At 71.8% G+C, this 17,227-nt stretch carries 20 protein-coding genes; 9 read left to right on the plus strand and 11 right to left on the minus strand.

The genetic code is table 11. The features are described from left to right. Positions 1-255: a DUF397 domain-containing protein gene (locus tag AB0D49_RS09055; RefSeq protein ID WP_362753183.1), complete on the minus strand. Its 255-nt coding sequence runs from the start codon at positions 253-255 to the stop codon at positions 1-3. Beyond that, positions 252-1,103 carry a helix-turn-helix transcriptional regulator gene (locus AB0D49_RS09060; protein ID WP_362753186.1) on the minus strand — a complete coding sequence of 284 codons (852 nt, stop codon included), beginning with the start codon at positions 1,101-1,103 and terminating at the stop codon, positions 252-254. Before AB0D49_RS09060 ends, AB0D49_RS09055 begins: the two co-directional genes overlap by 4 nt. A 100-nt stretch (positions 1,104-1,203) precedes the next feature. Here AB0D49_RS09060 and AB0D49_RS09065 point away from each other — a divergent pair, with 100 nt between their 5' ends. Beyond that, positions 1,204-1,629 carry an ATP-binding protein gene (locus AB0D49_RS09065; RefSeq protein ID WP_362753189.1) on the plus strand — a complete coding sequence of 142 codons (426 nt, stop codon included), beginning with the start codon at positions 1,204-1,206 and terminating at the stop codon, positions 1,627-1,629. On the opposite strand, the gene AB0D49_RS09070 is transcribed toward AB0D49_RS09065, so the two are convergent. From AB0D49_RS09070 to AB0D49_RS09080, 3 genes are read right to left on the minus strand one after another with little or no spacing between them, the layout of a single operon-like run. Further along, entirely contained in the window at positions 1,607-2,272 is a 666-nt protein-coding gene (locus tag AB0D49_RS09070) for a class I SAM-dependent methyltransferase (RefSeq protein WP_362753192.1), read from the minus strand. The two genes, AB0D49_RS09065 and AB0D49_RS09070, sit on opposite strands and share 23 nt — an antisense overlap. 36 nt (positions 2,273-2,308) lie before the next feature. After that, entirely contained in the window at positions 2,309-2,623 is a 315-nt protein-coding gene (locus tag AB0D49_RS09075; RefSeq protein WP_362753195.1) for an AzlD domain-containing protein, read from the minus strand. Further along, positions 2,620-3,303, minus strand: a complete 684-nt coding sequence (locus AB0D49_RS09080) for an AzlC family ABC transporter permease (protein WP_362753198.1) — start codon at positions 3,301-3,303, stop codon at positions 2,620-2,622. The genes AB0D49_RS09075 and AB0D49_RS09080 overlap by 4 nt, the downstream gene beginning before the upstream one ends. A gap of 77 nt (positions 3,304-3,380) precedes the next feature. Between AB0D49_RS09080 and AB0D49_RS09085 the strand changes: the two genes are divergently transcribed. Next, entirely contained in the window at positions 3,381-3,947 is a 567-nt protein-coding gene (locus AB0D49_RS09085; protein WP_362753201.1) for an XRE family transcriptional regulator, read from the plus strand. Positions 3,948-4,111: 164 nt separating this feature from the next. Here AB0D49_RS09085 and AB0D49_RS09090 read toward each other — a convergent pair whose 3' ends face one another. Beyond that, on the minus strand, positions 4,112-4,315 hold the full coding sequence (locus AB0D49_RS09090) for a cold-shock protein (protein WP_003992177.1): 204 nt from the start codon (positions 4,313-4,315) through the stop codon (positions 4,112-4,114). 287 nt (positions 4,316-4,602) lie between these two features. Between AB0D49_RS09090 and AB0D49_RS09095 the strand changes: the two genes are divergently transcribed. The 5 genes from AB0D49_RS09095 to AB0D49_RS09115 all read left to right on the plus strand — a co-directional run bounded on the left by AB0D49_RS09095 (position 4,603) and on the right by AB0D49_RS09115 (position 9,921). Then, positions 4,603-5,451, plus strand: coding sequence for a menaquinone biosynthesis protein (locus AB0D49_RS09095; protein WP_362753204.1), 849 nt, complete (start codon positions 4,603-4,605; stop codon positions 5,449-5,451). A gap of 91 nt (positions 5,452-5,542) precedes the next feature. Further along, positions 5,543-7,255 (plus strand): serine/threonine-protein kinase, encoded by a 1,713-nt coding sequence (locus tag AB0D49_RS09100; protein ID WP_362753207.1) that lies wholly within the window; start codon positions 5,543-5,545, stop codon positions 7,253-7,255. Positions 7,256-7,266: 11 nt separating this feature from the next. Continuing rightward, positions 7,267-7,965, plus strand: coding sequence for an A24 family peptidase (locus tag AB0D49_RS09105; RefSeq protein WP_362753210.1), 699 nt, complete (start codon positions 7,267-7,269; stop codon positions 7,963-7,965). 148 nt (positions 7,966-8,113) lie between these two features. Next, entirely contained in the window at positions 8,114-9,313 is a 1,200-nt protein-coding gene (gene mqnC, locus AB0D49_RS09110) for a cyclic dehypoxanthinyl futalosine synthase (protein ID WP_362753213.1), read from the plus strand. Positions 9,314-9,318: 5 nt separating this feature from the next. Then, complete coding sequence (locus AB0D49_RS09115; protein ID WP_362753217.1) at positions 9,319-9,921, plus strand: hypothetical protein; 603 nt, start codon at positions 9,319-9,321, stop codon at positions 9,919-9,921. A gap of 219 nt (positions 9,922-10,140) precedes the next feature. Here AB0D49_RS09115 and AB0D49_RS09120 read toward each other — a convergent pair whose 3' ends face one another. Next, positions 10,141-11,133 (minus strand): chitinase, encoded by a 993-nt coding sequence (locus AB0D49_RS09120; protein WP_362753220.1) that lies wholly within the window; start codon positions 11,131-11,133, stop codon positions 10,141-10,143. 173 nt (positions 11,134-11,306) lie between these two features. Between AB0D49_RS09120 and AB0D49_RS09125 the strand changes: the two genes are divergently transcribed. Further along, positions 11,307-12,005, plus strand: coding sequence for a demethylmenaquinone methyltransferase (locus tag AB0D49_RS09125; RefSeq protein WP_362753223.1), 699 nt, complete (start codon positions 11,307-11,309; stop codon positions 12,003-12,005). 470 nt (positions 12,006-12,475) lie between these two features. Here the strand turns inward: AB0D49_RS09125 and AB0D49_RS09130 are convergent, their stop codons facing one another. Together AB0D49_RS09130 and AB0D49_RS09135 are read right to left on the minus strand one after the other, a co-directional pair. Beyond that, the gene (locus tag AB0D49_RS09130) at positions 12,476-12,814 is read right to left on the minus strand and encodes a PASTA domain-containing protein (protein ID WP_362753226.1); all 339 of its coding nucleotides are present in this window, start codon (positions 12,812-12,814) and stop codon (positions 12,476-12,478) included. A 103-nt stretch (positions 12,815-12,917) separates the two neighbouring features. After that, positions 12,918-13,424: a GNAT family N-acetyltransferase gene (locus tag AB0D49_RS09135; protein ID WP_362753229.1), complete on the minus strand. Its 507-nt coding sequence runs from the start codon at positions 13,422-13,424 to the stop codon at positions 12,918-12,920. A 47-nt stretch (positions 13,425-13,471) separates the two neighbouring features. Here AB0D49_RS09135 and AB0D49_RS09140 point away from each other — a divergent pair, with 47 nt between their 5' ends. After that, positions 13,472-14,818 carry a geranylgeranyl reductase family protein gene (locus AB0D49_RS09140; protein ID WP_362753232.1) on the plus strand — a complete coding sequence of 449 codons (1,347 nt, stop codon included), beginning with the start codon at positions 13,472-13,474 and terminating at the stop codon, positions 14,816-14,818. 280 nt (positions 14,819-15,098) lie between these two features. On the opposite strand, the gene def is transcribed toward AB0D49_RS09140, so the two are convergent. Beyond that, positions 15,099-15,725, minus strand: a complete 627-nt coding sequence (gene def, locus AB0D49_RS09145; protein ID WP_362753235.1) for a peptide deformylase — start codon at positions 15,723-15,725, stop codon at positions 15,099-15,101. Between the two features lie 150 nt (positions 15,726-15,875). Beyond that, entirely contained in the window at positions 15,876-16,742 is an 867-nt protein-coding gene (locus tag AB0D49_RS09150) for a C40 family peptidase (protein ID WP_362753238.1), read from the minus strand. Positions 16,743-17,227 lie beyond the last annotated feature (485 nt).

Consider the following 17,227-nt stretch of genomic DNA (forward strand, 5'->3'; position numbering starts at 1 on the left):
TCAGTGGTCGTGATGCCTTGCGGTGAGCGTGAGGAAGTGGGCCCAGGCGTCTGTGGTCAGCGCTAGCTGCGGGCCCGTGGGGTTCTTGGAGTCGCGGATGTGGATGGTGCGGGGGCAGGCGGCGACCTCTACGCACTCGCCGCCTTCGCCGCCGCTGTAGCTCGACTTGTGCCAAGTGAACGACGCTTCGAGGCAGTCGCCGCCTTCGCCGCTGCTGTAGCTGGACTTGAACCAGGTCTGTCCTTCGGTGCTCACAGCTCCTCCAACTTTTTCTCGATCAGTGCCCTTGACTCGCGAGGGGTCAGAGCTAGCGCCCGCATGATCCCATAGCGGTCGGCGATCTTCCGGACCTCTTTTCGGTCAGTGATCAACTGCGGGAAGCCCTGTGCCTCGGTGTATGCCGCTTGCCCGTGTTCCCTTGGCGTCAGCAGGTTGAACGCGCTGTCCAGGTTGGGGTGTTCCTCGACGAGCGAGGGCATCACCTGAATCTCGACGTTCCGCATGGCGCCGACACTCAAGAGTCGCCGCAACTGCCCGGCAAGGACAGCCCGTCCGCCGATCGGCCGGTCGAGAATGGCCTCTTCCAGGACATAACTGACGAACGGCGGGGGCCAGCTCTCGAACACCTGCTGGCGGGAGAGCCGGTCTGTAATGCGTTTCTCGATGATCTCCTCGCTGTAGAGCGGACGACGCTGGGTGAACACGGCCCGTGCATAGTCCTCCGTCTGGAGCAGCCCTTGCACCACCTGATTGCTGTAGTGGTGCAGCTCAACTGCCTCCGCCTCCAACGCGGCGTAACTCCGATACCACTCCGGATGCCGCAACTGCGCCTGCTGGATGGCGAGCCTCACATCCGGCACCATCTCCAGCAGCATCCCGTTCGCGCCCAGGATCTCGTCCGCCTTCTCCAGCATCTCCGGTCGCGGCACCCGCACCCCGCGCTCCATCGCGCCGATCGCGTCCGGGCCGTAGCCGACCAGCTCGCCGAACGCCTTCTGGGTTAACCCCTCTCGCTCACGGAGCAACCGGAGCAGTTTGCCCACCGCGCCGAAAAGCGCCGTTGACTCCGCCGCCTCCATGGGCAGATCGTTGTCCTCGGTCATGTGCCCACCGTCCTCACGCCGTTGTGGTGACAGCCGACAGAACTTCCTGTCGTCCCGCCTCTCCTGTTCAGAGTAGGTAGGACCGACCACGCTCAGTCACATGAACCCCGAAATCTCCACCCCCCAACTTTCCCGGCACTTCAGCTCCACCCCGCTCGGCGCAAGCATCGCCCGAGACATCACGGAACGTCAGGTCGCTGCCTGGGGCCATCCCCGCGGGAGTCGGGGCAACCAGAACGCCCGGCAGATCGTCGCCGAACTCGCCGCCAACGCCGTCACTCACGGTCATGTTCGGGGCCGAGGATGCCATCTGCGGCTCCTGCTGCCCACCGAGGACATCCTCCGGATCGAGGTCAGCGACGCCCGGGGCGAACGCAAGCTCCGCTACGTCCTCGACCCGGACGCCGAGAACGGGCGCGGCCTGATCATCGTCACGGTCCTGAGCCTCGCGTGGGGCGTCATGGACCGGCAGGTCGGCAAGACCGTCTGGGCCGAGGTCTCCCTCAAGGAACCCGGCGCGCGGTGAGGAACGCGTGCGGGGTCGTCTCGTCGCTGTCCGGTGCCGCCTCCCGGACCGTCCGCGAACACCCCACGAACCCCGCCTCTTCCAGCAGCGCCGCCATCCGCTCCGGGCGGCGGCGCCGGAAGTCGAGGGTGACGGGGTGGCCGAAGGGGCGGTCCAGGGTGCGGTGACGGTCGCCGACCTGGAAGGCGAGGAAGAGATGCCCGCCCGGCCGCAGAATCCGCCGGAACTCGCCGAACAGCGCCGGGAGCCGGTCCATCGGCGTATGGATCGAGGAGTAGTACGACACGATCCCGGCGAGCGACCCGTCCGCCATCCCCGTCGACAGCATCGAGCCCCGCTCGAACCGCAGGCCGGGGTTCTCCCGCCGGGCCACCGTCAGCATCGACTCCGACAGGTCCAGCCCCCGCATCGGCAGCCCCAGCCCGCTGAGATACCCCGTCACCAGCCCCGGCCCGCAGCCCAGGTCCGCCACCTCGCCCTGACCGCGCACGAGTTCGGCGAACGCGCCGAGCAGCGCCCGCTCCAGCGGCTTGCCCGGCAGGTCGGGCCGGGCCATCTCCGTGTACTCCTCGGCCACGGCGTCGTAGAAGACCCGGGTCAGTGACTCGGACTCAGCCTCGGACTCGCGGTGCACGTCGGTCATGGTGTCGAACGTAGCGCCCGGCACTGACAACGGCCCTCAGCCCACCCCCGCCAGCCGCAGCAGCGCCGTCGCCCCCGCCGCCCCCAGCACCACCACCACGAACGGCGCCCCGCGCCACGCCAGTACACCGCCGACAAGCACGCCCGTCGGCCGCGCCCACCCGGCGAACCCCCCGCCCTCCGTCAGCGCGCCCGTCGTCAGCAGGGCCACCAGCAGCACCACCGCCCCGGCCGCCATCAGCTCCCGTACCCGGTCCGGCACCGTCACCCGGCCGTGCAGCACCGGGCCCACCAGCCGGAAGGCGTACGTACCCACCGCCAGCGCCAGGATCATCGCCACCGTCGCGTTCACGCCGTCACCGTCTTCCCGTGCCGTCCGTACAGCGCCAGGCCCGCCAGGGCCAGCAGCACCGGCAGCCCCGCCGGGACCAGCGGTGTCACCGCCAGCGCCACCGCCGCCCCGAGCAGCGCGGCCCGCCGCACCGCCGGGTCCTTGCGCAGGGTCGGCAGCACCAGCGCCACCAGAACGGCGGGGAAGGCCGCGTCGAGGCCGTAGCGGGCCGTGTCGCCCAGCGCGCCGCCCGCCAGCGCCCCGGCCAGGACCCCGAGGTTCCACACCGCGAACAGCCCCACCCCGGAGATCCAGAACGCGGCGCGCCGCCGCGCCGGGTCCTCCTGGGCCAGCGCGAAGGCGACCGTCTCGTCGGTCACCAGATGCGCCCCGAGCAGCCGCGCCACCCGGCCCCGGCCCAGCACGTCCGCGACGGCCAGCCCGAAGGCGACCGTGCGGGTGTTCAGCAGCAGACCGGTGGCCGCCGCCGCCAGCGGGCCCCCGCCCGCCAGCAGCACCCCGACCGCGCTGAGCTGCGCCGATCCCGCGTACACCAGCAGCGACAGCACCACCGGCACCCACAGCGGCAGTCCGCCCGCCACCGAGATCGCCCCGAAGGACACGCCGACGACCCCGCTGGCCAGCCAGACCAGCGAGGCATCCCGGACCAGATCCCTGGGTGTTCGGAGCAGCGAACGCATGTTCTCTAGAATGAACAGAATCGTTCATGTTCGTCAAGGCGAACATGTGGACCGATGTGGCGAACGGAGTCTCATTCATGGACAGCGCACCCCCGCCCCGCCTCCCTCTCGACTGGCTCGCCGCCGCCCTGCGCCGGGAGCGCACCCGCCTCGGGCTGTCCCTCTCCGAGCTGGCCAAACGCGCCGGAATCGCCAAGTCCACGCTCAGTCAGCTGGAGTCGGCCTCCGGCAACCCCAGCATGGAGACCATCTGGGCGCTGGCCGTCGCCCTCGGCGTCCCGTTCAGCGCGCTGGTCGAACCGCCCGTTCCGGCCGTCCGGGTGATCCGCGCCGGACAGGGCCCCGCGACCCGCTCCGGACAGACCGGCTACTCCGCCGCGCTGCTCTCCGCGAGCCCGCCCGGCGCCCGGCGCGATCTCTACGACGTCCAGATGGAACCCGGCGCCGCGCATGAATCGGAGCCCCATATTCCGGGGACCGTGGAACATCTCGTGGTGGCGGCCGGCCGGGTGAAAGCGGGCCCGCGCGGCGCGGAGGAAGAACTCGGCGCCGGGGACTACATGACGTATCGGGGCGATGTCGCCCATTCGTACCGGGCGCTGGAGCCGGGCACGAAGTTCGTCCTGCTCATGCAGCACGTTTGAGCGGCTGCCCGGGTGGAATTCGCGAAGAATTCACGTCGGGGGAGAGGGCCGCGACCCGGGACGGCGATGGCCGGGAAAAGGGCAGGAGCCCCGTCGCCTTGCGGCATGGGGCTCCTTGGGTACTGCTATTCGATCCTGGATCAGATCCGAGAGAATCAGACCGGTCAGACCGGGGTGACGTTCTCCGCCTGCGGGCCCTTGGGACCCTGAGTGACGTCGAAGGACACCTGCTGGTTCTCCTCGAGGGAGCGGAAGCCGCTCGCGTTGATCGCGGAGTAGTGGACGAAGACGTCGGGGCCGCCGCCTTCCTGGGCGATGAATCCAAAGCCCTTTTCGGCGTTGAACCACTTCACGGTTCCGGTAGCCATAAGCCCTCCTTGGGCCCAAAGGGTTGCCCTGCTCCAGAACCAGCAAGTGTGAAGATGTGTTTCTGCACAACTGCCATAAGTCCAAGAACGACGAGAGCCCGCGGTCACATGCTCCGCAGGCTCTGTACTGCAAGGGAAACCAAACTGCAACTTGCGGCGAGCCTAGCACGCGGGCCCGGGAATGCAATAGAGGTCAAGATCACGCCACCCGGGTGTTTGAACGGCCCCACCCGGCCCGAGCGCGCCCCGCTCCCGCCGGGCGGCCACCCAGGGTCTAGCCTCCCGATGTGGACAATTCTCGCACCCGGCCGCGCGTCGGCCACATCCAGTTCCTGAACTGCCTGCCCCTGTACTGGGGGCTCGCGAGAACCGGCACCCTCCTGGACTTCGAGCTGACCAAGGACACGCCGGAGAAGCTCAGCGAGCGGCTGGTCCGCGGGGACCTCGACATCGGCCCCGTCACCGTCGTCGAGTACCTCAAGAACGCCGACGACCTGGTGGCCTTCCCGGACATCGCGGTCGGCTGCGACGGCCCCGTGATGTCCTGCGTGATCGTCTCCCAGGTCCCGCTGGACCGGCTCGACGGCGCCCGCGTCGCCCTCGGCTCCACCTCCCGCACCTCGGTCCGGCTCGCCCAGCTCCTGCTGGCGGAGCGCTACGGCGTACGGCCCGAGTACTACACCTGCCCGCCCGACCTCAGCCTGATGATGCAGGAGGCCGACGCCGCCGTACTGATCGGTGACGCGGCGCTGCGGGCCAACCTCCACGACGGGCCGCGCTTCGGGCTCGACGTCCACGACCTGGGTTCGCTGTGGAAGGAGTGGACCGGGCTGCCGTTCGTCTTCGCGATCTGGGCCGCCCGCCGCGACTATCTGGAGCGCGAGCCGGAGCTGACCCGCCAGGTGCACGAGGCGTTCCTCGCCTCCCTGGAGCTGTCCCGGCAGGAGGTCGGCAAGGTCGCCGAGCAGGCCGCCCGCTGGGAGGCGTTCGACGAGCAGGTCCTGGAGCGCTACTTCACCACCCTCGACTTCCACTTCGGCCCGCCGCAGCTCGCCGCGCTCGCCGAGTTCGCCCGCCGCGTCGGCCCCACCACCGGCTTCCCGGCCGATGTGAAGGTGGAACTGCTGCGCCCGTAACTCCTCAGCGACCTCCCTGCCGTGCCGGGTCCGGTGCTTATACGCTTCCGGGCGGCACGTCCGTACGGGCACCCAGGGGGAAGAGGCCGCCATGCAGCCGCTCGGAGCCGACGAACCGACCGCGATGGGTCCCTACCGGCTGCTCGGCCGGCTGGGGGCGGGCGGCATGGGCCGGGTCTATCTCGGCCGCAGCGCGGGCGGCCGTACGGTCGCCGTGAAGATCGTCCATCCGCACTTCGCGCTGGACGAGGAGTTCCGCGCCCGCTTCCGCCGGGAGGTGGAGGCCGCGCGGCGGGTCGGCGGGGCGTGGACCGCGCCGGTCCTGGACGCCGACCCCGAAGCCCCGGTCCCCTGGGTCGCCACCGCCTACGCGGCGGGCCCCTCCCTGACCGCGGCCGTCACCGACGGCGGCGCCCTGCCCGCGCACACCGTACGCACGCTCGGCGCGGGCCTCGCCGAGGCGCTGACCGCCGTCCACGAACTGGGCCTGGTCCACCGGGACGTGAAGCCCTCCAACGTCCTGCTCACCCTGGACGGCCCCCTCCTCATCGACTTCGGCATCGCCCGCGCCACCGACGGCACCGCCTCCCTCACCGCCACCGGCGTCTCCGTCGGCTCGCCCGGCTACATGTCCCCGGAGCAGATCCTCGGCAAGGGCGTCACGGGCGCCGCGGACGTCTTCTCGCTGGGCGCGGTCCTGGCGTACGCGGCGACCGGCGCGCCCCCCTTCCCCGGCGACTCCTCGGCGGCGCTGCTCTACCGGGTGGTGCACGAGGAGCCCGAGCTGACCGGGCTGGACGGGACGCTGCGGGACCTGGTCGCCGCCTGTCTCACCAAGGACCCGGCGGCCCGGCCGACGCCCGCCGAGATCGCCGCCCGGCTGGCTCCCGACGGGGCGGCCCGCCTGGTCGCGGGCGGCTGGCTGCCGGGTCCGCTGGTGGAACAGGTCAGCCGGGGGGCCGTACGGCTGCTCAATCTGGACGCGGCTCCGGAGGCGGCGCAGGACACAGCGCCGGAGGCGGTGCAGGACGCGGTGCCCTCGGGGCCGGTGGGGTTCAGCAGCCCGTCGGTCGGTCCGGTCGGTCCGGTCGGTTCGGTCGGTTCGGTCGGTTCGGTCGGGGAGTTCGGTCCGGCGCCGGTGATGGCCACGGCCGTGCAGGGGGACGCCGAGCAGCCCCCCGGCTCCGGGCGGTTCTCGGTCTCCGTCGCCGCGGGCTCCGCTACCGCCGTCGGCGGCCGGGGGCGGCGGCTGAGCTGCACGGTGGTGCTCGGGGTGGCCACGGCGCTGGCCGCGGTGACCGTCGGCTCGGTCTTCCTCTTCGACCTCCTCCCGGGGCGGGACTCCACGGACACGGACAGGGCCCAAGGCTCCGACACGTCCGTGACCCCGCCCGCGGAAACGGCACCCTCGGACACGGCTCCCTCGGACACGGCGACCGCCACGCCCGGCGACGGTTCCGGCGTCCCCGAGAGCTTCCTCGGCACCTGGGAGGGCCAGGGTTCGGCCCAGGGCATCCCGGCCGGCACGTTCCGCGTGGTCCTGAAGCAGGCGGAGATCGGCGGCAGCCTCGGCGAGGTGCGCCAGAACGATGTCCTCGGCGGTGTCTGCGTCGACGAACTCACCCTGAAGAGCGCCTCGGAGACCGAGGTCGTGGCGGAGGCCAAGGCCGCGGCCGACAACTCCTTCCACTGCTCTGAGGCCCCGCACATGGTGACCCTCACCCCGACCGGCGACGACCTCACCTATTCCTCCGACAGCGTGGAGTCCGGCGAACCGACGGCCCGGATGACGAAGGCCGAGTAGCCGTGGGGACCATGGCACTGCTCGCCCCGTGCGTGCTCTGGGGCGCGACGGCGGGCGCGCTGCTGCCCCGGGCCGCGTACCGCCTCGCGGTCCCCCCGGAGGAACCCTGGCGGGACACCGACCCCGACGGCCGCCCGCTGCGCTCCTGGCTGGGCCGGACCCCCCGCCCGCCCCGCCCGCTCCTGCTCCCCGCCGTGACGGCCCTGCTCTGCGCGGCCCTCGCCGCGGCGACCGGCCCCCGCCCGGAGCTGGCCGTATGGCTGCTCGCCGCCCCGGCCGCCGTCCTGCTCACCGTGGTCGACCTCCGCGTCCAGCGCCTCCCGGACGCCCTCACCCTGCCCCTCGCCGCCGCGGTCCCGGCCCTCCTGGGCGTCGCCGCCCTGCACCCCGCCCACGAAGGCGACTGGCCCACCGCCCTCCTCGCCGCCCTCGCCCTCTCCGCCGCCTACCTCCTCCTCCACCTCCTCAACCCCTCGGGACTCGGCTTCGGCGATGTGAAGCTCTCCCTCACCGCGGGCGCCTGCCTCGGCTGGTACGGCTGGCCGACGGTCCTCACCGGCACGTTCACCGCCTTCGCGACGGGCGCCCTGTACGGCCTCACCCTCCTCGCCCGTCACCGCGCCACCCGCCGCACGACGATCCCGTTCGGCCCGTTCCTGCTGGCGGGGGTGTTCGCGGGGGTGGCGCTGGGGGCGGCGGGGGGCGGCTGACGCACACCGGAGGCGGGCGGGCCCAGCGGCACCCGACGAGGCTGACGTCGGCGTCCCAAGGGCCTGACGTAGGCTGGTTCAGTCCGTTCGGGAGGACCCGGGGCGTGGTCCCGGCCCCCCGGCGCATCTCTACGAAAGGGGCGCTTCGGTGAGCGAGAAGGCCGACCTTCAGTCCGTGCTGGACCGTGCCGCCGGAGGGGGGCGGATCACGCCCGAGGAGGCGCTCGTCCTGTACCGCGACGCCCCGCTGCACGCGCTGGGCGCCGCCGCCGACGCCGTACGACGACGGCGGTACGCCGGGGTCGAGCACATCGCCACGTACATCATCGAGCGGAACATCAACTACACCAATGTGTGTGTGACCGCCTGCAAGTTCTGCGCCTTCTACGCCCCGCCGAAGGCCAAGGACAAGGGCTGGACGCGGGATCTGGACGACATCCTGCGCCGCTGCGCCGAGACCGTCGAACTGGGCGGCACCCAGATCATGTTCCAGGGCGGCCACCACCCGGACTACGGCGTGGAGTACTACGAGGAGCACTTCGCGGCGATCAAGAAGGAGTTCCCGCAGCTCGTCATCCACAGCCTGGGGGCCAGCGAGGTCGAGCACATGGCCCGGATCAGCAAGGTCGGGGTGGAGGAGGCCATCGGGCGTATCCACACCGCCGGTCTGGACTCCTTCGCCGGAGCCGGTGCCGAGCTGCTGCCCGAGCGGCCCCGCAAGGCCATCGCGCCGCTGAAGGAGAGCGGTGAGCGCTGGCTGGAGATCATGGAGACCGCCCACCGGATGGGCGTCGAGTCCACCTCCACCATGCTGATGGGGACCGGCGAGACCAACGCCGAGCGCATCGAGCACCTGCGGATGATCCGTGACGTACAGGACCGGACCGGCGGCTTCCGCGCCTTCATCCCGTATCTGTACCAGCCCCAGAACAACCACCTGAAGGGCCGGACGCAGGCCACCATCTTCGAGTACCTGCGGATGATCGCCGTGGCCCGGCTCTTCTTCGACAACGTGGCGCACATCCAGGGCTCCTGGCTCACCACCGGCAAGGACGCGGGCCAGCTCACCCTGCACTACGGCGCCGACGACCTCGGCTCGATCATGCTGGAGGAGAACGTCGTCTCCGCGGCCGGTGCCAAGCACCGCTCCAACCTGCTGGAGATGATCGAGATGATCCGCGGCGCCGGACGCACCCCGGCCCAGCGCTCCACCACCTACGAGCACCTCGTCGTGCACGACGACCCGGCCGACGACCCCGTCGACGCCCGCGTGATGTCGCACATCTCCTCCACCGCGATCGAGGGCGGCACCGCGCACCCCGAGCTGAAGCTCCTCGCCTCCAACTGAGCGCCGTGCTGACCCTCCACGCCGACGCCCGGGGCCGGGCGTACGCGGTGCGTGGCGCGTGGATCGCCGAGGTGGGCGACCTGGCCGCGCTGACCGCCGCGTACCCCGCCGCGCGGGTGCGCGAGTGGCCCGGACTGCTGACCCCGGGCCTGCTCCACCTCTACGGCCCCGAACTCCTCGACCACGCCTACCACCCCGACCCCCGCGAGGCCGACGAGCTGGGCACCGAGCCGCTGACCGGGCCCGCCCTGGACCGGCTGCGGCCGGACGACGCCCGCTGGGGCGCCAGCGCCCGGCGCGGCATCCAGCGGATGCTGGCCCACGGCACGGTCGCGGTGGCGGGCGCTCCGCAGCGCCCGCCGGTGGTGACGGCGGTACGGCGGTCCGGGATCGGGGTGGTGGGGCGCCTCGGCGAGCCCACCGGACCGGCCGCCCTCGACCCCTACGCCTGCGGCGTCCCGGCGGAGTTCCAGCCGGAGCGCCAGACGGGCTCGGCGGCCCGCTTCGCCGTCTTCGACGTACGGGACGAGGCGGAGCTGGGGGAGCGGGGGGCACGGGTGTGTGTGGCGACGGTGCTGGAGGGGCGGATCGTGTATCGGCGGCGGTGAGCCCCGGGAGGGGGCGGTGACGGCCGGGGCGGTGGGCGCGGGGGCGGTGACGGTCGGTGGCGGTTGGTGGAGGTGAGGGCCGGTGACCGGTGAGGGCCGCTGGCGGGCGGTGGTGGTGACGGCCGGTGGTGGTGCGGGGCGGTGGCCGGTGCACTCCGGTGGGCCGTGCCGCCGTCGGCGGGTGGGAGCCGGTGCCCTGCGGGCCGCTCGGCGGCGCGCTCAGCCGCCGAACGCCTCCCCGAACGCCCCCTCCTCCTGCTCCACCCCGCTGCACTCCGTCGTCTGCCCCGCCCCGCACGGCCGGTCCCGGTACGCCGCCCACATCGACACCCACCCGAGGCCCCGCTCCTCGGCGAACGCCCGCACCTGCCCCGCGTCCTCGACCGTGAACGTCTCGCCCCGCACATCGTTCACGCCGATCATCGAGGTCAGCGCCAGCGACCCCCACGCCTCGGCCTCGGTGCGGCCGAACACCTCCATCAGCTGGCCGTGCGCCGCGCCCGCCGCCTCGATCGCGTAGTCGCCCATGTCGCCGTCGAAGGACTCGCCGTAGTTCATGGTCATGAGATTCACCGTGGCCACCTCGACGCCCGCGTCGGCGGCCGACCCCAGCAGCTCCAGGCCGTCCTCCGCCAGCCCCGACGGCAGCACGGGCAGCGTGTACGACACCTCCAGCCCGGTCCGCTCCTTCTGGAGCAGCGCGATGGCCTCGTTGCGCCGCTGGACCGCCGCCGCGTCGCCGAGGTCGTCGCCCTCGACGTCGAAGTCGGCCCGGGTGGCGTCGACCGCGTCCAGCGCGGCCCCGTACGCCTGTGCCAGCTCGTCCGCGCTGTCGCACACCGCCGCCAGTTCCGTCCCGTCCGCGCCGCCGAAGGAGACCCGGACGTCGGCGCCGGAGGAGGTGAGCATCGAGACCCGGGTCGGGATCGCCGGGTCGTCGATCGCCACCGCCCCGTCCCACATCGGCGTGCACCCCTTGCCGTCGGACAGGACGAAGGCCAGGTTGTACGCCTGCGGCGACCCCGCCCCGTCGACCAGGGACGGGGTCGTGGCGATGACGTAGGGGGCGTACTCCGGGCCGGTGCCCGCCGAGGGAGAGGAGCTGACCGACGGCTTCGCGGTGTCCGCCGGGGCGTCGTCGCCGCCCGCCGAGCAGCCCGCCAACGCCAGCACCACACCCAGTCCGGCCGCAGACCGCAGCAGACCCCTCATCGCACACCCACCCGTTTCCACGACGTCTGTTCCTGTTGTGCCAGTTGAGGGACAAGGTAGGCGGTGGGAGGGGCCGACGGGGTCGAATGCCCGGTTCCGGACGGTGGACCGGCGAGGCGCATCCCGGGCCGGGCGCCGCCTCCCCGGCGTACCCGGGCTGCAAGAATGAGTCCGTGACCCGCGCCTCCCTGAACAAGCAGCCGCACGAAGTCGCCACGATGTTCGACGACGTGGCCGAACGCTACGACCTCACCAACGACGTGCTGTCCCTCGGCCAGGACCGGGTCTGGCGCAAGGAGGTGGCCAGGGCGGTCGACGCCCGGCCCGCGCAGAAGGTGCTGGACCTGGCCGCCGGTACGGCGACCTCCTCGCTGCCGTTCACCCGCGCGGGCGCGTACGTCGTCCCCTGCGACTTCTCGCTCGGGATGCTCCAGGTCGGCAAGGGGCGGCACTCCTGGATGCCGTTCACGGCGGGGGACGCGACCCGGCTGCCGTTCAAGGACGATGTCTTCGACGCGGTGACGATCTCCTTCGGGCTGCGCAATGTGCAGGACACGGACGCGGCGCTGCGCGAGATGTACCGGGTGACCCGGCCCGGCGGACGCGTGGTGATCTGCGAGTTCTCCCAGCCGACATGGGGGCCCTTCCGGACCGTCTACTCCGAGTACCTGATGCGGGCGCTGCCGCCGCTGGCCCGGACGGTGTGCTCCAACCCGGACGCGTACGTCTATCTCGCCGAGTCCATCCGCGCCTGGCCCGACCAGCCCGCGCTGGCCGAACGGCTCCAGGCGGCGGGCTGGTCGAAGGTGGCGTGGCGGAATCTGACGGGGGGCGTGGTGGCGCTGCACCGGGGCTTCAAGGCGGAGAGCTGACGGAGGCCGGGGGTCTCCGACGCGGGCCGGTGACCCTGGGGGTCTTCGGCGCGGTCGGTGCGACTTGGGGGTCTTCGGCGTGGGTCGGTGCGACTCGGGGGTTTCCGGCGTGGGTCGGTGCGACTCGGGGGGCGTGTCGGCCGGGGTCCGTGTGCGAGGGACCGGCGTGGGCGGAGGCTTGTGTGCGAGGGACCGGTGCTTGCAGGAGGCCCGTGTGCGGGGGACCTGCGTGGGCGGAGGCCCGTGCGTGAGGGACCTGTGCTTGCCGGAGGCTCGTGCGCGGGGGACCGGTGGCGGCCGGAGGCTCGTCCGCGGGGAACCGGTGGCGGCCGGAGACCGTCCGTGAGGGACCTGCGCCTGCCGGAGGCCCGTGCGCGGGGGACCGGCGTGGGCGGAGGCCCGTGTGCGAGGAACCTGTGCCTGCCGGAGGCTCGTCCGCGAGGGACCGGTGCCCGCCGGAGGCCCATCGCTCAGTGCATCGGCTCGAACGCGTCCCCGGGCGCGCCCAGCTCCCGCTGCATCCCCCCGCTCGGCGGCCTCGGCACCCGTGGTTCACGGACCCCGGCGCCGCCCCCGCCCTCTCCCTCACCGAGGTCGAACCAGACGGTGACCACCGCGCCGCGCGGCACCTCGACCCCCGGCGGCGGGTACTGCCGTACGACATAGTCGACGACGGTGTGGTGGAAGTCGGGTCTGTCGGGCGCGGCGAGCAGGACCCCATGTGTCTCGGCGGTGTCGCGGGCGTCCACGGCCATCAGTCCGACAAGTTTTGGTACGCGCACTTCGGGCGTGTTGGGTGGTATGCGCACAGATGTCACCCCCTGCGGTACTGGCAGGGTAACCGCACGGGGGTGCCGATCGGAAGCGCCAAGTGTCTTTCTGTAGCTGATGATTACGCTGGGTGACTGTTGATCAGAGGTCCAGCCGATAGCAGTGGCCCCGCTGCTGGGTCGCCGGTGTCATGAAGGTCTCCGCGAGCCGCATACCCAGCCGCTGGGTCACCGCGATCGAGCGGGTGTTGCGGGCGTTGACCATCGCCACGACCGTCGTGGTGCGCCCGGCCCGCAGCCGTTCCAGGGTCTCCCGCGCGGCGGCGGTGACGTACCCCTTGCCCCAGTGCTCCCGGCCCAGCCGCCAGCCGATCTCGATCTCCCCCTGGGGACCCCAGTCGGCGGGCCAGGGCTGTGCGCCGGTGAAGCCGAGCACCCGTTCGTGCTCGTCCAGCATGGTCCACAGGCAGAAGCCGCGCTCGGCGTCATGACGGCGCTGGCGGGCGGTCAGCTCCTCGTAGACGGACAACTCGGAGCTGCGACCGCCGTGGAACTCCATGACGTCCGGGTCGTCGAAGATCCGGTGCCAGGCCACCGCGTCCTCGTCGGTGGGGACACGCAGCCGTACCACGGGCGGAGCTGGATTCACTTGGCATCCCTTCGGCCGGTTGATCAATTCTGCTGAATAGACTGCCCATGTCCAGTGCCCGTCGGCACGCAGATTTCGAGCTTTGGGGAGATCCCGTCGTGACCGAGCCTCTGTCGGACAACACCGCCGATGTGATCGTGGTGGGCGCGGGACCGGCCGGTTCCACGACCGCGTACCACCTGGCCCGCGCCGGACTCGACGTCCTGCTGCTGGAGAAGACCGCCTTCCCGCGCGAGAAGGTGTGCGGCGACGGCCTCACCCCGCGCGCGGTGAAGCAACTGGTCGCCATGGGCATCGACATCTCCGAGGAGGCCGGCTGGCTGCGCAACAAGGGGCTGCGCATCATCGGCGGCGGCACCCGCCTCCAGCTGGACTGGCCCGACCTGGCGGCCTACCCGAACTACGGACTCGTCCGCAAGCGCGACGACTTCGACGAGCAGCTCGCCCGGCAGGCGCAGAAGGCGGGGGCACGGCTGTACGAGCGGTGCAACGTGGGCGAGCCGATCGTGGACGACCGCACCGGCCGGATCACCGGGGTCCGCGCCAAGCTGGGCGACCCCGACTCCACCGACAAGCGCGAGGTCTCCTTCCACGCCCCGCTGGTGGTCGCCGCCGACGGCAACTCCACCCGGCTCTCCCTGGCGATGGGCCTGCACCGCCGCGAGGACCGCCCGATGGGCGTCGCCGTACGCACGTACTTCACCTCGCCCCGCCATGAGGACGACTATCTGGAGTCCTGGCTCGAGCTGTGGGACCGGCGCGGCGCCCAGGACCGGCTGCTGCCCGGCTACGGCTGGATCTTCGGCATGGGCGACGGCACGTCCAATGTCGGCCTCGGGGTCCTCAACACGTCGTCGTCCTTCAAGGAGCTGGACTGGCGGGAGATCCTCAAGGCGTGGTGCGCGTCCATGCCGGAGGACTGGGGCTACACCCCCGACAACATGACCGGCCCGATCCGCGGCGCCGCCCTCCCGATGGCCTTCAACCGCCAGCCGCACTACACCAAGGGCCTGCTGCTGGTCGGTGACGCGGGCGGGCTGGTGAACCCGTTCAACGGTGAGGGCATCGCCTACGCCATGGAGTCCGGGCAGATCGCCGCCGACATCGCCGTCCAGGCGTTCGCCCGCGCCACCCCGGCCCAGCGCGAGATCGCCCTCCAGCGCTATCCGCAGGTCCTGAAGGACACCTACGGCGGCTACTACACGATGGGCCGCGCCTTCGTGAAGCTGATCGGCAACCCGAAGGTGATGAAGGTGGCGGCGGAACGCGGGCTGACCCACCCGATGCTGATGCGGTTCACCCTGAAGCTGCTCGCGAACCTGACGGACCCGACGGGCGGCGACGCGATGGACCGGATCATCAACGGGCTGAGCAAGGTGGCGCCGAAGGCGTGAGGGGGCGGTGAGCGCCGGGTGCCCCAGGTGCCTCCGGGCGGGGTGAGGGGGTGACGCCCTCACCCCGCCCGGGTGTTACGCCCTTGTCCGGCCCGGGTGGGCACCTTCCGGTGCCGGGTGCCGGGTGCCGGTCCCTGGGACGGGTCGGCGCCGGGCACCGTGGGGCGGGCCGCCCCGGGGCTCCCCGGCGCGGGGCGCGGGTACGACACCTCGCCCCGCCCCCGTCGGCCCGCCCCGCCCGTGTCGCCCCGCCCCGGCGGCGAAGGCGCCCCCTACGGCGTCAACCCGCCAGCGTCCGCGCCTTCTCCGCCCGCCGCGCGTACACCGCCTCCCGGCGGGCCGCCGTCTGCCGCAGGGCCTCCTTGCGGTCGCGCCGGGACAGCCGGTCCAGATACACCTGCCCGTTCACATGGTCCGTCTCATGCTCGAGGCAGCGGGCGAAGTAGCCGGTGCCCTCGATCACCAGCGGCTGCCCCTCGCGGTCGTACCCCCGCACCACCGCCCGGTCGGGGCGCGGTACGTCCATCGTCGCCCCCGGCACCGACAGACAGCCCTCGCCCTCCTCCAGCAGCCGACGCCCGGCCGGAGCGGGCGGGTCCAGTACGGGATTGACGAGGTGTCCGACATACCGGACACCGTTGTCATCGGGGCAGTCGTACACGAAGAGGCGGAGATCGACGCCGATCTGGTTCGCGGCGAGGCCCGCTCCGTCGGCGATGTACATGGTGCGGAACATGTCGTCGATCAGCGCGGCGAGATCGGGTCCGAACTCGGTGACGTCCCGGCACGGCCGGTGCAGGACTTCCTCGCCGACCTCGGTGATCCGCCGTACCGTGCCGCGCCGGGCCTCGGGCGCGAGCGGGGGGTACGAGGCGACGGGACGTCCCTGGACGAAGACGCTGGGCATGGGCGCGCTCCTTGTGCCGCGGGCGCCCGGTCGGGCCGGACGCCGATGAGGGGCGGGAGGCCGATGTCCGGCTTCCCGCCCCTCAGTAGAGCGGAAGGGCACCCCGTCGCGCTCCCCGGCGTCACTCCGGGGAGCAGTCGAGGCCCAGGGTCAGAGCACGCGGACCGCGCCCGACGCCGGGTAGCCCGAGAGGTCCTGGATGACGACGCCCTTGGAGGGGTTCGCGGCGTCCAGGTACTGGCCGCCGCCGATGTACACCCCCACGTGGTACGCGGAGCCCTTGCCGCCCCAGTACAGGATGTCGCCGACCTGGAGGTTGGACGTGCCGACCTCGGTGCCGACCATCGACTGGTCCTGCGAGACGCGCGGGAGGTCCACGCCGACCTGCTTGAACGCGGCCTGCACCAGGCTGGAGCAGTCCCACGCGTTGGGACCGGTGGCGCCCATGACATAGGCGTCGCCGAGCTGCGCCTTGAGGAAGGAGATGACGGTGCCGACGCTGCCGCTCGGGGTGGCGGTGGACGGCGACTCGCTGCCGGACGAGGACGACGAGGACGTCGAGGCGGGCGAGGACGCGGTGGCCAGCGCGGTGCGCTCGGCGTCGCGCGCCGCGCGCTCCGCGGCCTCCTTGCGGGCCTCCTCGGCCTTCTTCTTGGCCTCGGCCTTCTTCTTCGCCTCCGCGAGGTCGGCCTTGGCCTGCTGGGCGGCCTGGGCCGCGGCGGCGTCGCGCTCGGCCCTCAGCTCGTAGTTGGCGGCGGCCAGCTGGGTGGCATGGGCCGACTTGGACACCTGGACGGACAGGTCCGCCGTCAGGGTGGGCAGTTCGAGCGTCTGCGTCACCGGCTCGGCGGCGTTGGCCGAAGCCGAGGCCGAACCGACGGCCACGGTGCTGAGGATGCCACCGGCCACGCCGGCCCGCATCGCGAGCGACGAGGCGCTGCGGGGCCGGGGTTTCCGGTGGCTGCGTATGTGAGCGGTGTGGGACATGAGACCAACCGGTATCAGGGGCTCCTCCATACCTTCAAGAAACGTGTGCTGCGCCACAGTTGTTCAATCGGCGTCATGAATCCCAGCCGTGTCACTCCTTATTGACGCCGTAACGGACATTGTGGACGGGCTGTAATACACCTGTGATCACGGGCTTTCATTGTTACGTCCGAATTGCCCCGCACCTACCATCGGTTTCGGAAGATGGCCAACCCCCGATCTGACGCGCACCTGACCAATGTGGCGGAGGTCACGGAACGGTCACCAGGTCCGGTTGCGTCCTGAAGGGGTCGGTTGACCGGTTCGGCTCGTGAATGCGTGCACACGTCCACACCCGCCCGACGTCTCGCCCTGATGTGTGAATACGGCCCACTATCAAGCGGTCCCGTCCCTCGCCAATTTGCATGCGGCGGAACTCTCTTGATATGGAGACGACCCTTTCGGGTAGCCCCTGAGCTGCGGCTGAGCGGTGACGGCGAGCGCGGATGTCGCGATTGGTGATCGCTCGACTGCTT

It is taken from the genome of Streptomyces sp. NPDC048290, assembly GCF_040652095.1.
Lineage (GTDB): Bacteria > Actinomycetota > Actinomycetes > Streptomycetales > Streptomycetaceae > Streptomyces.

What these genes read in the sequence shown, in the direction of transcription:
- AB0D49_RS09060 (WP_362753186.1), bottom strand. Translation starts at nt 1,103, where the DNA reads ATGACCGAGGACAACGATCTGCCCATGGAGGCGGCGGAGTCAACGGCG.
- AB0D49_RS09065 (WP_362753189.1), top strand. Translation starts at nt 1,204, where the DNA reads ATGAACCCCGAAATCTCCACCCCCCAACTTTCCCGGCACTTCAGCTCC.
- AB0D49_RS09070 (WP_362753192.1), bottom strand. Translation starts at nt 2,272, where the DNA reads ATGACCGACGTGCACCGCGAGTCCGAGGCTGAGTCCGAGTCACTGACC.
- AB0D49_RS09080 (WP_362753198.1), bottom strand. Translation starts at nt 3,303, where the DNA reads ATGCGTTCGCTGCTCCGAACACCCAGGGATCTGGTCCGGGATGCCTCG.
- AB0D49_RS09085 (WP_362753201.1), top strand. Translation starts at nt 3,381, where the DNA reads ATGGACAGCGCACCCCCGCCCCGCCTCCCTCTCGACTGGCTCGCCGCC.
- AB0D49_RS09090 (WP_003992177.1), bottom strand. Translation starts at nt 4,315, where the DNA reads ATGGCTACCGGAACCGTGAAGTGGTTCAACGCCGAAAAGGGCTTTGGA.
- AB0D49_RS09100 (WP_362753207.1), top strand. Translation starts at nt 5,543, where the DNA reads ATGCAGCCGCTCGGAGCCGACGAACCGACCGCGATGGGTCCCTACCGG.
- AB0D49_RS09105 (WP_362753210.1), top strand. Translation starts at nt 7,267, where the DNA reads ATGGCACTGCTCGCCCCGTGCGTGCTCTGGGGCGCGACGGCGGGCGCG.
- AB0D49_RS09120 (WP_362753220.1), bottom strand. Translation starts at nt 11,133, where the DNA reads ATGAGGGGTCTGCTGCGGTCTGCGGCCGGACTGGGTGTGGTGCTGGCG.
- AB0D49_RS09140 (WP_362753232.1), top strand. Translation starts at nt 13,472, where the DNA reads ATGTCCAGTGCCCGTCGGCACGCAGATTTCGAGCTTTGGGGAGATCCC.
- def (WP_362753235.1), bottom strand. Translation starts at nt 15,725, where the DNA reads ATGCCCAGCGTCTTCGTCCAGGGACGTCCCGTCGCCTCGTACCCCCCG.
- AB0D49_RS09150 (WP_362753238.1), bottom strand. Translation starts at nt 16,742, where the DNA reads ATGGAGGAGCCCCTGATACCGGTTGGTCTCATGTCCCACACCGCTCAC.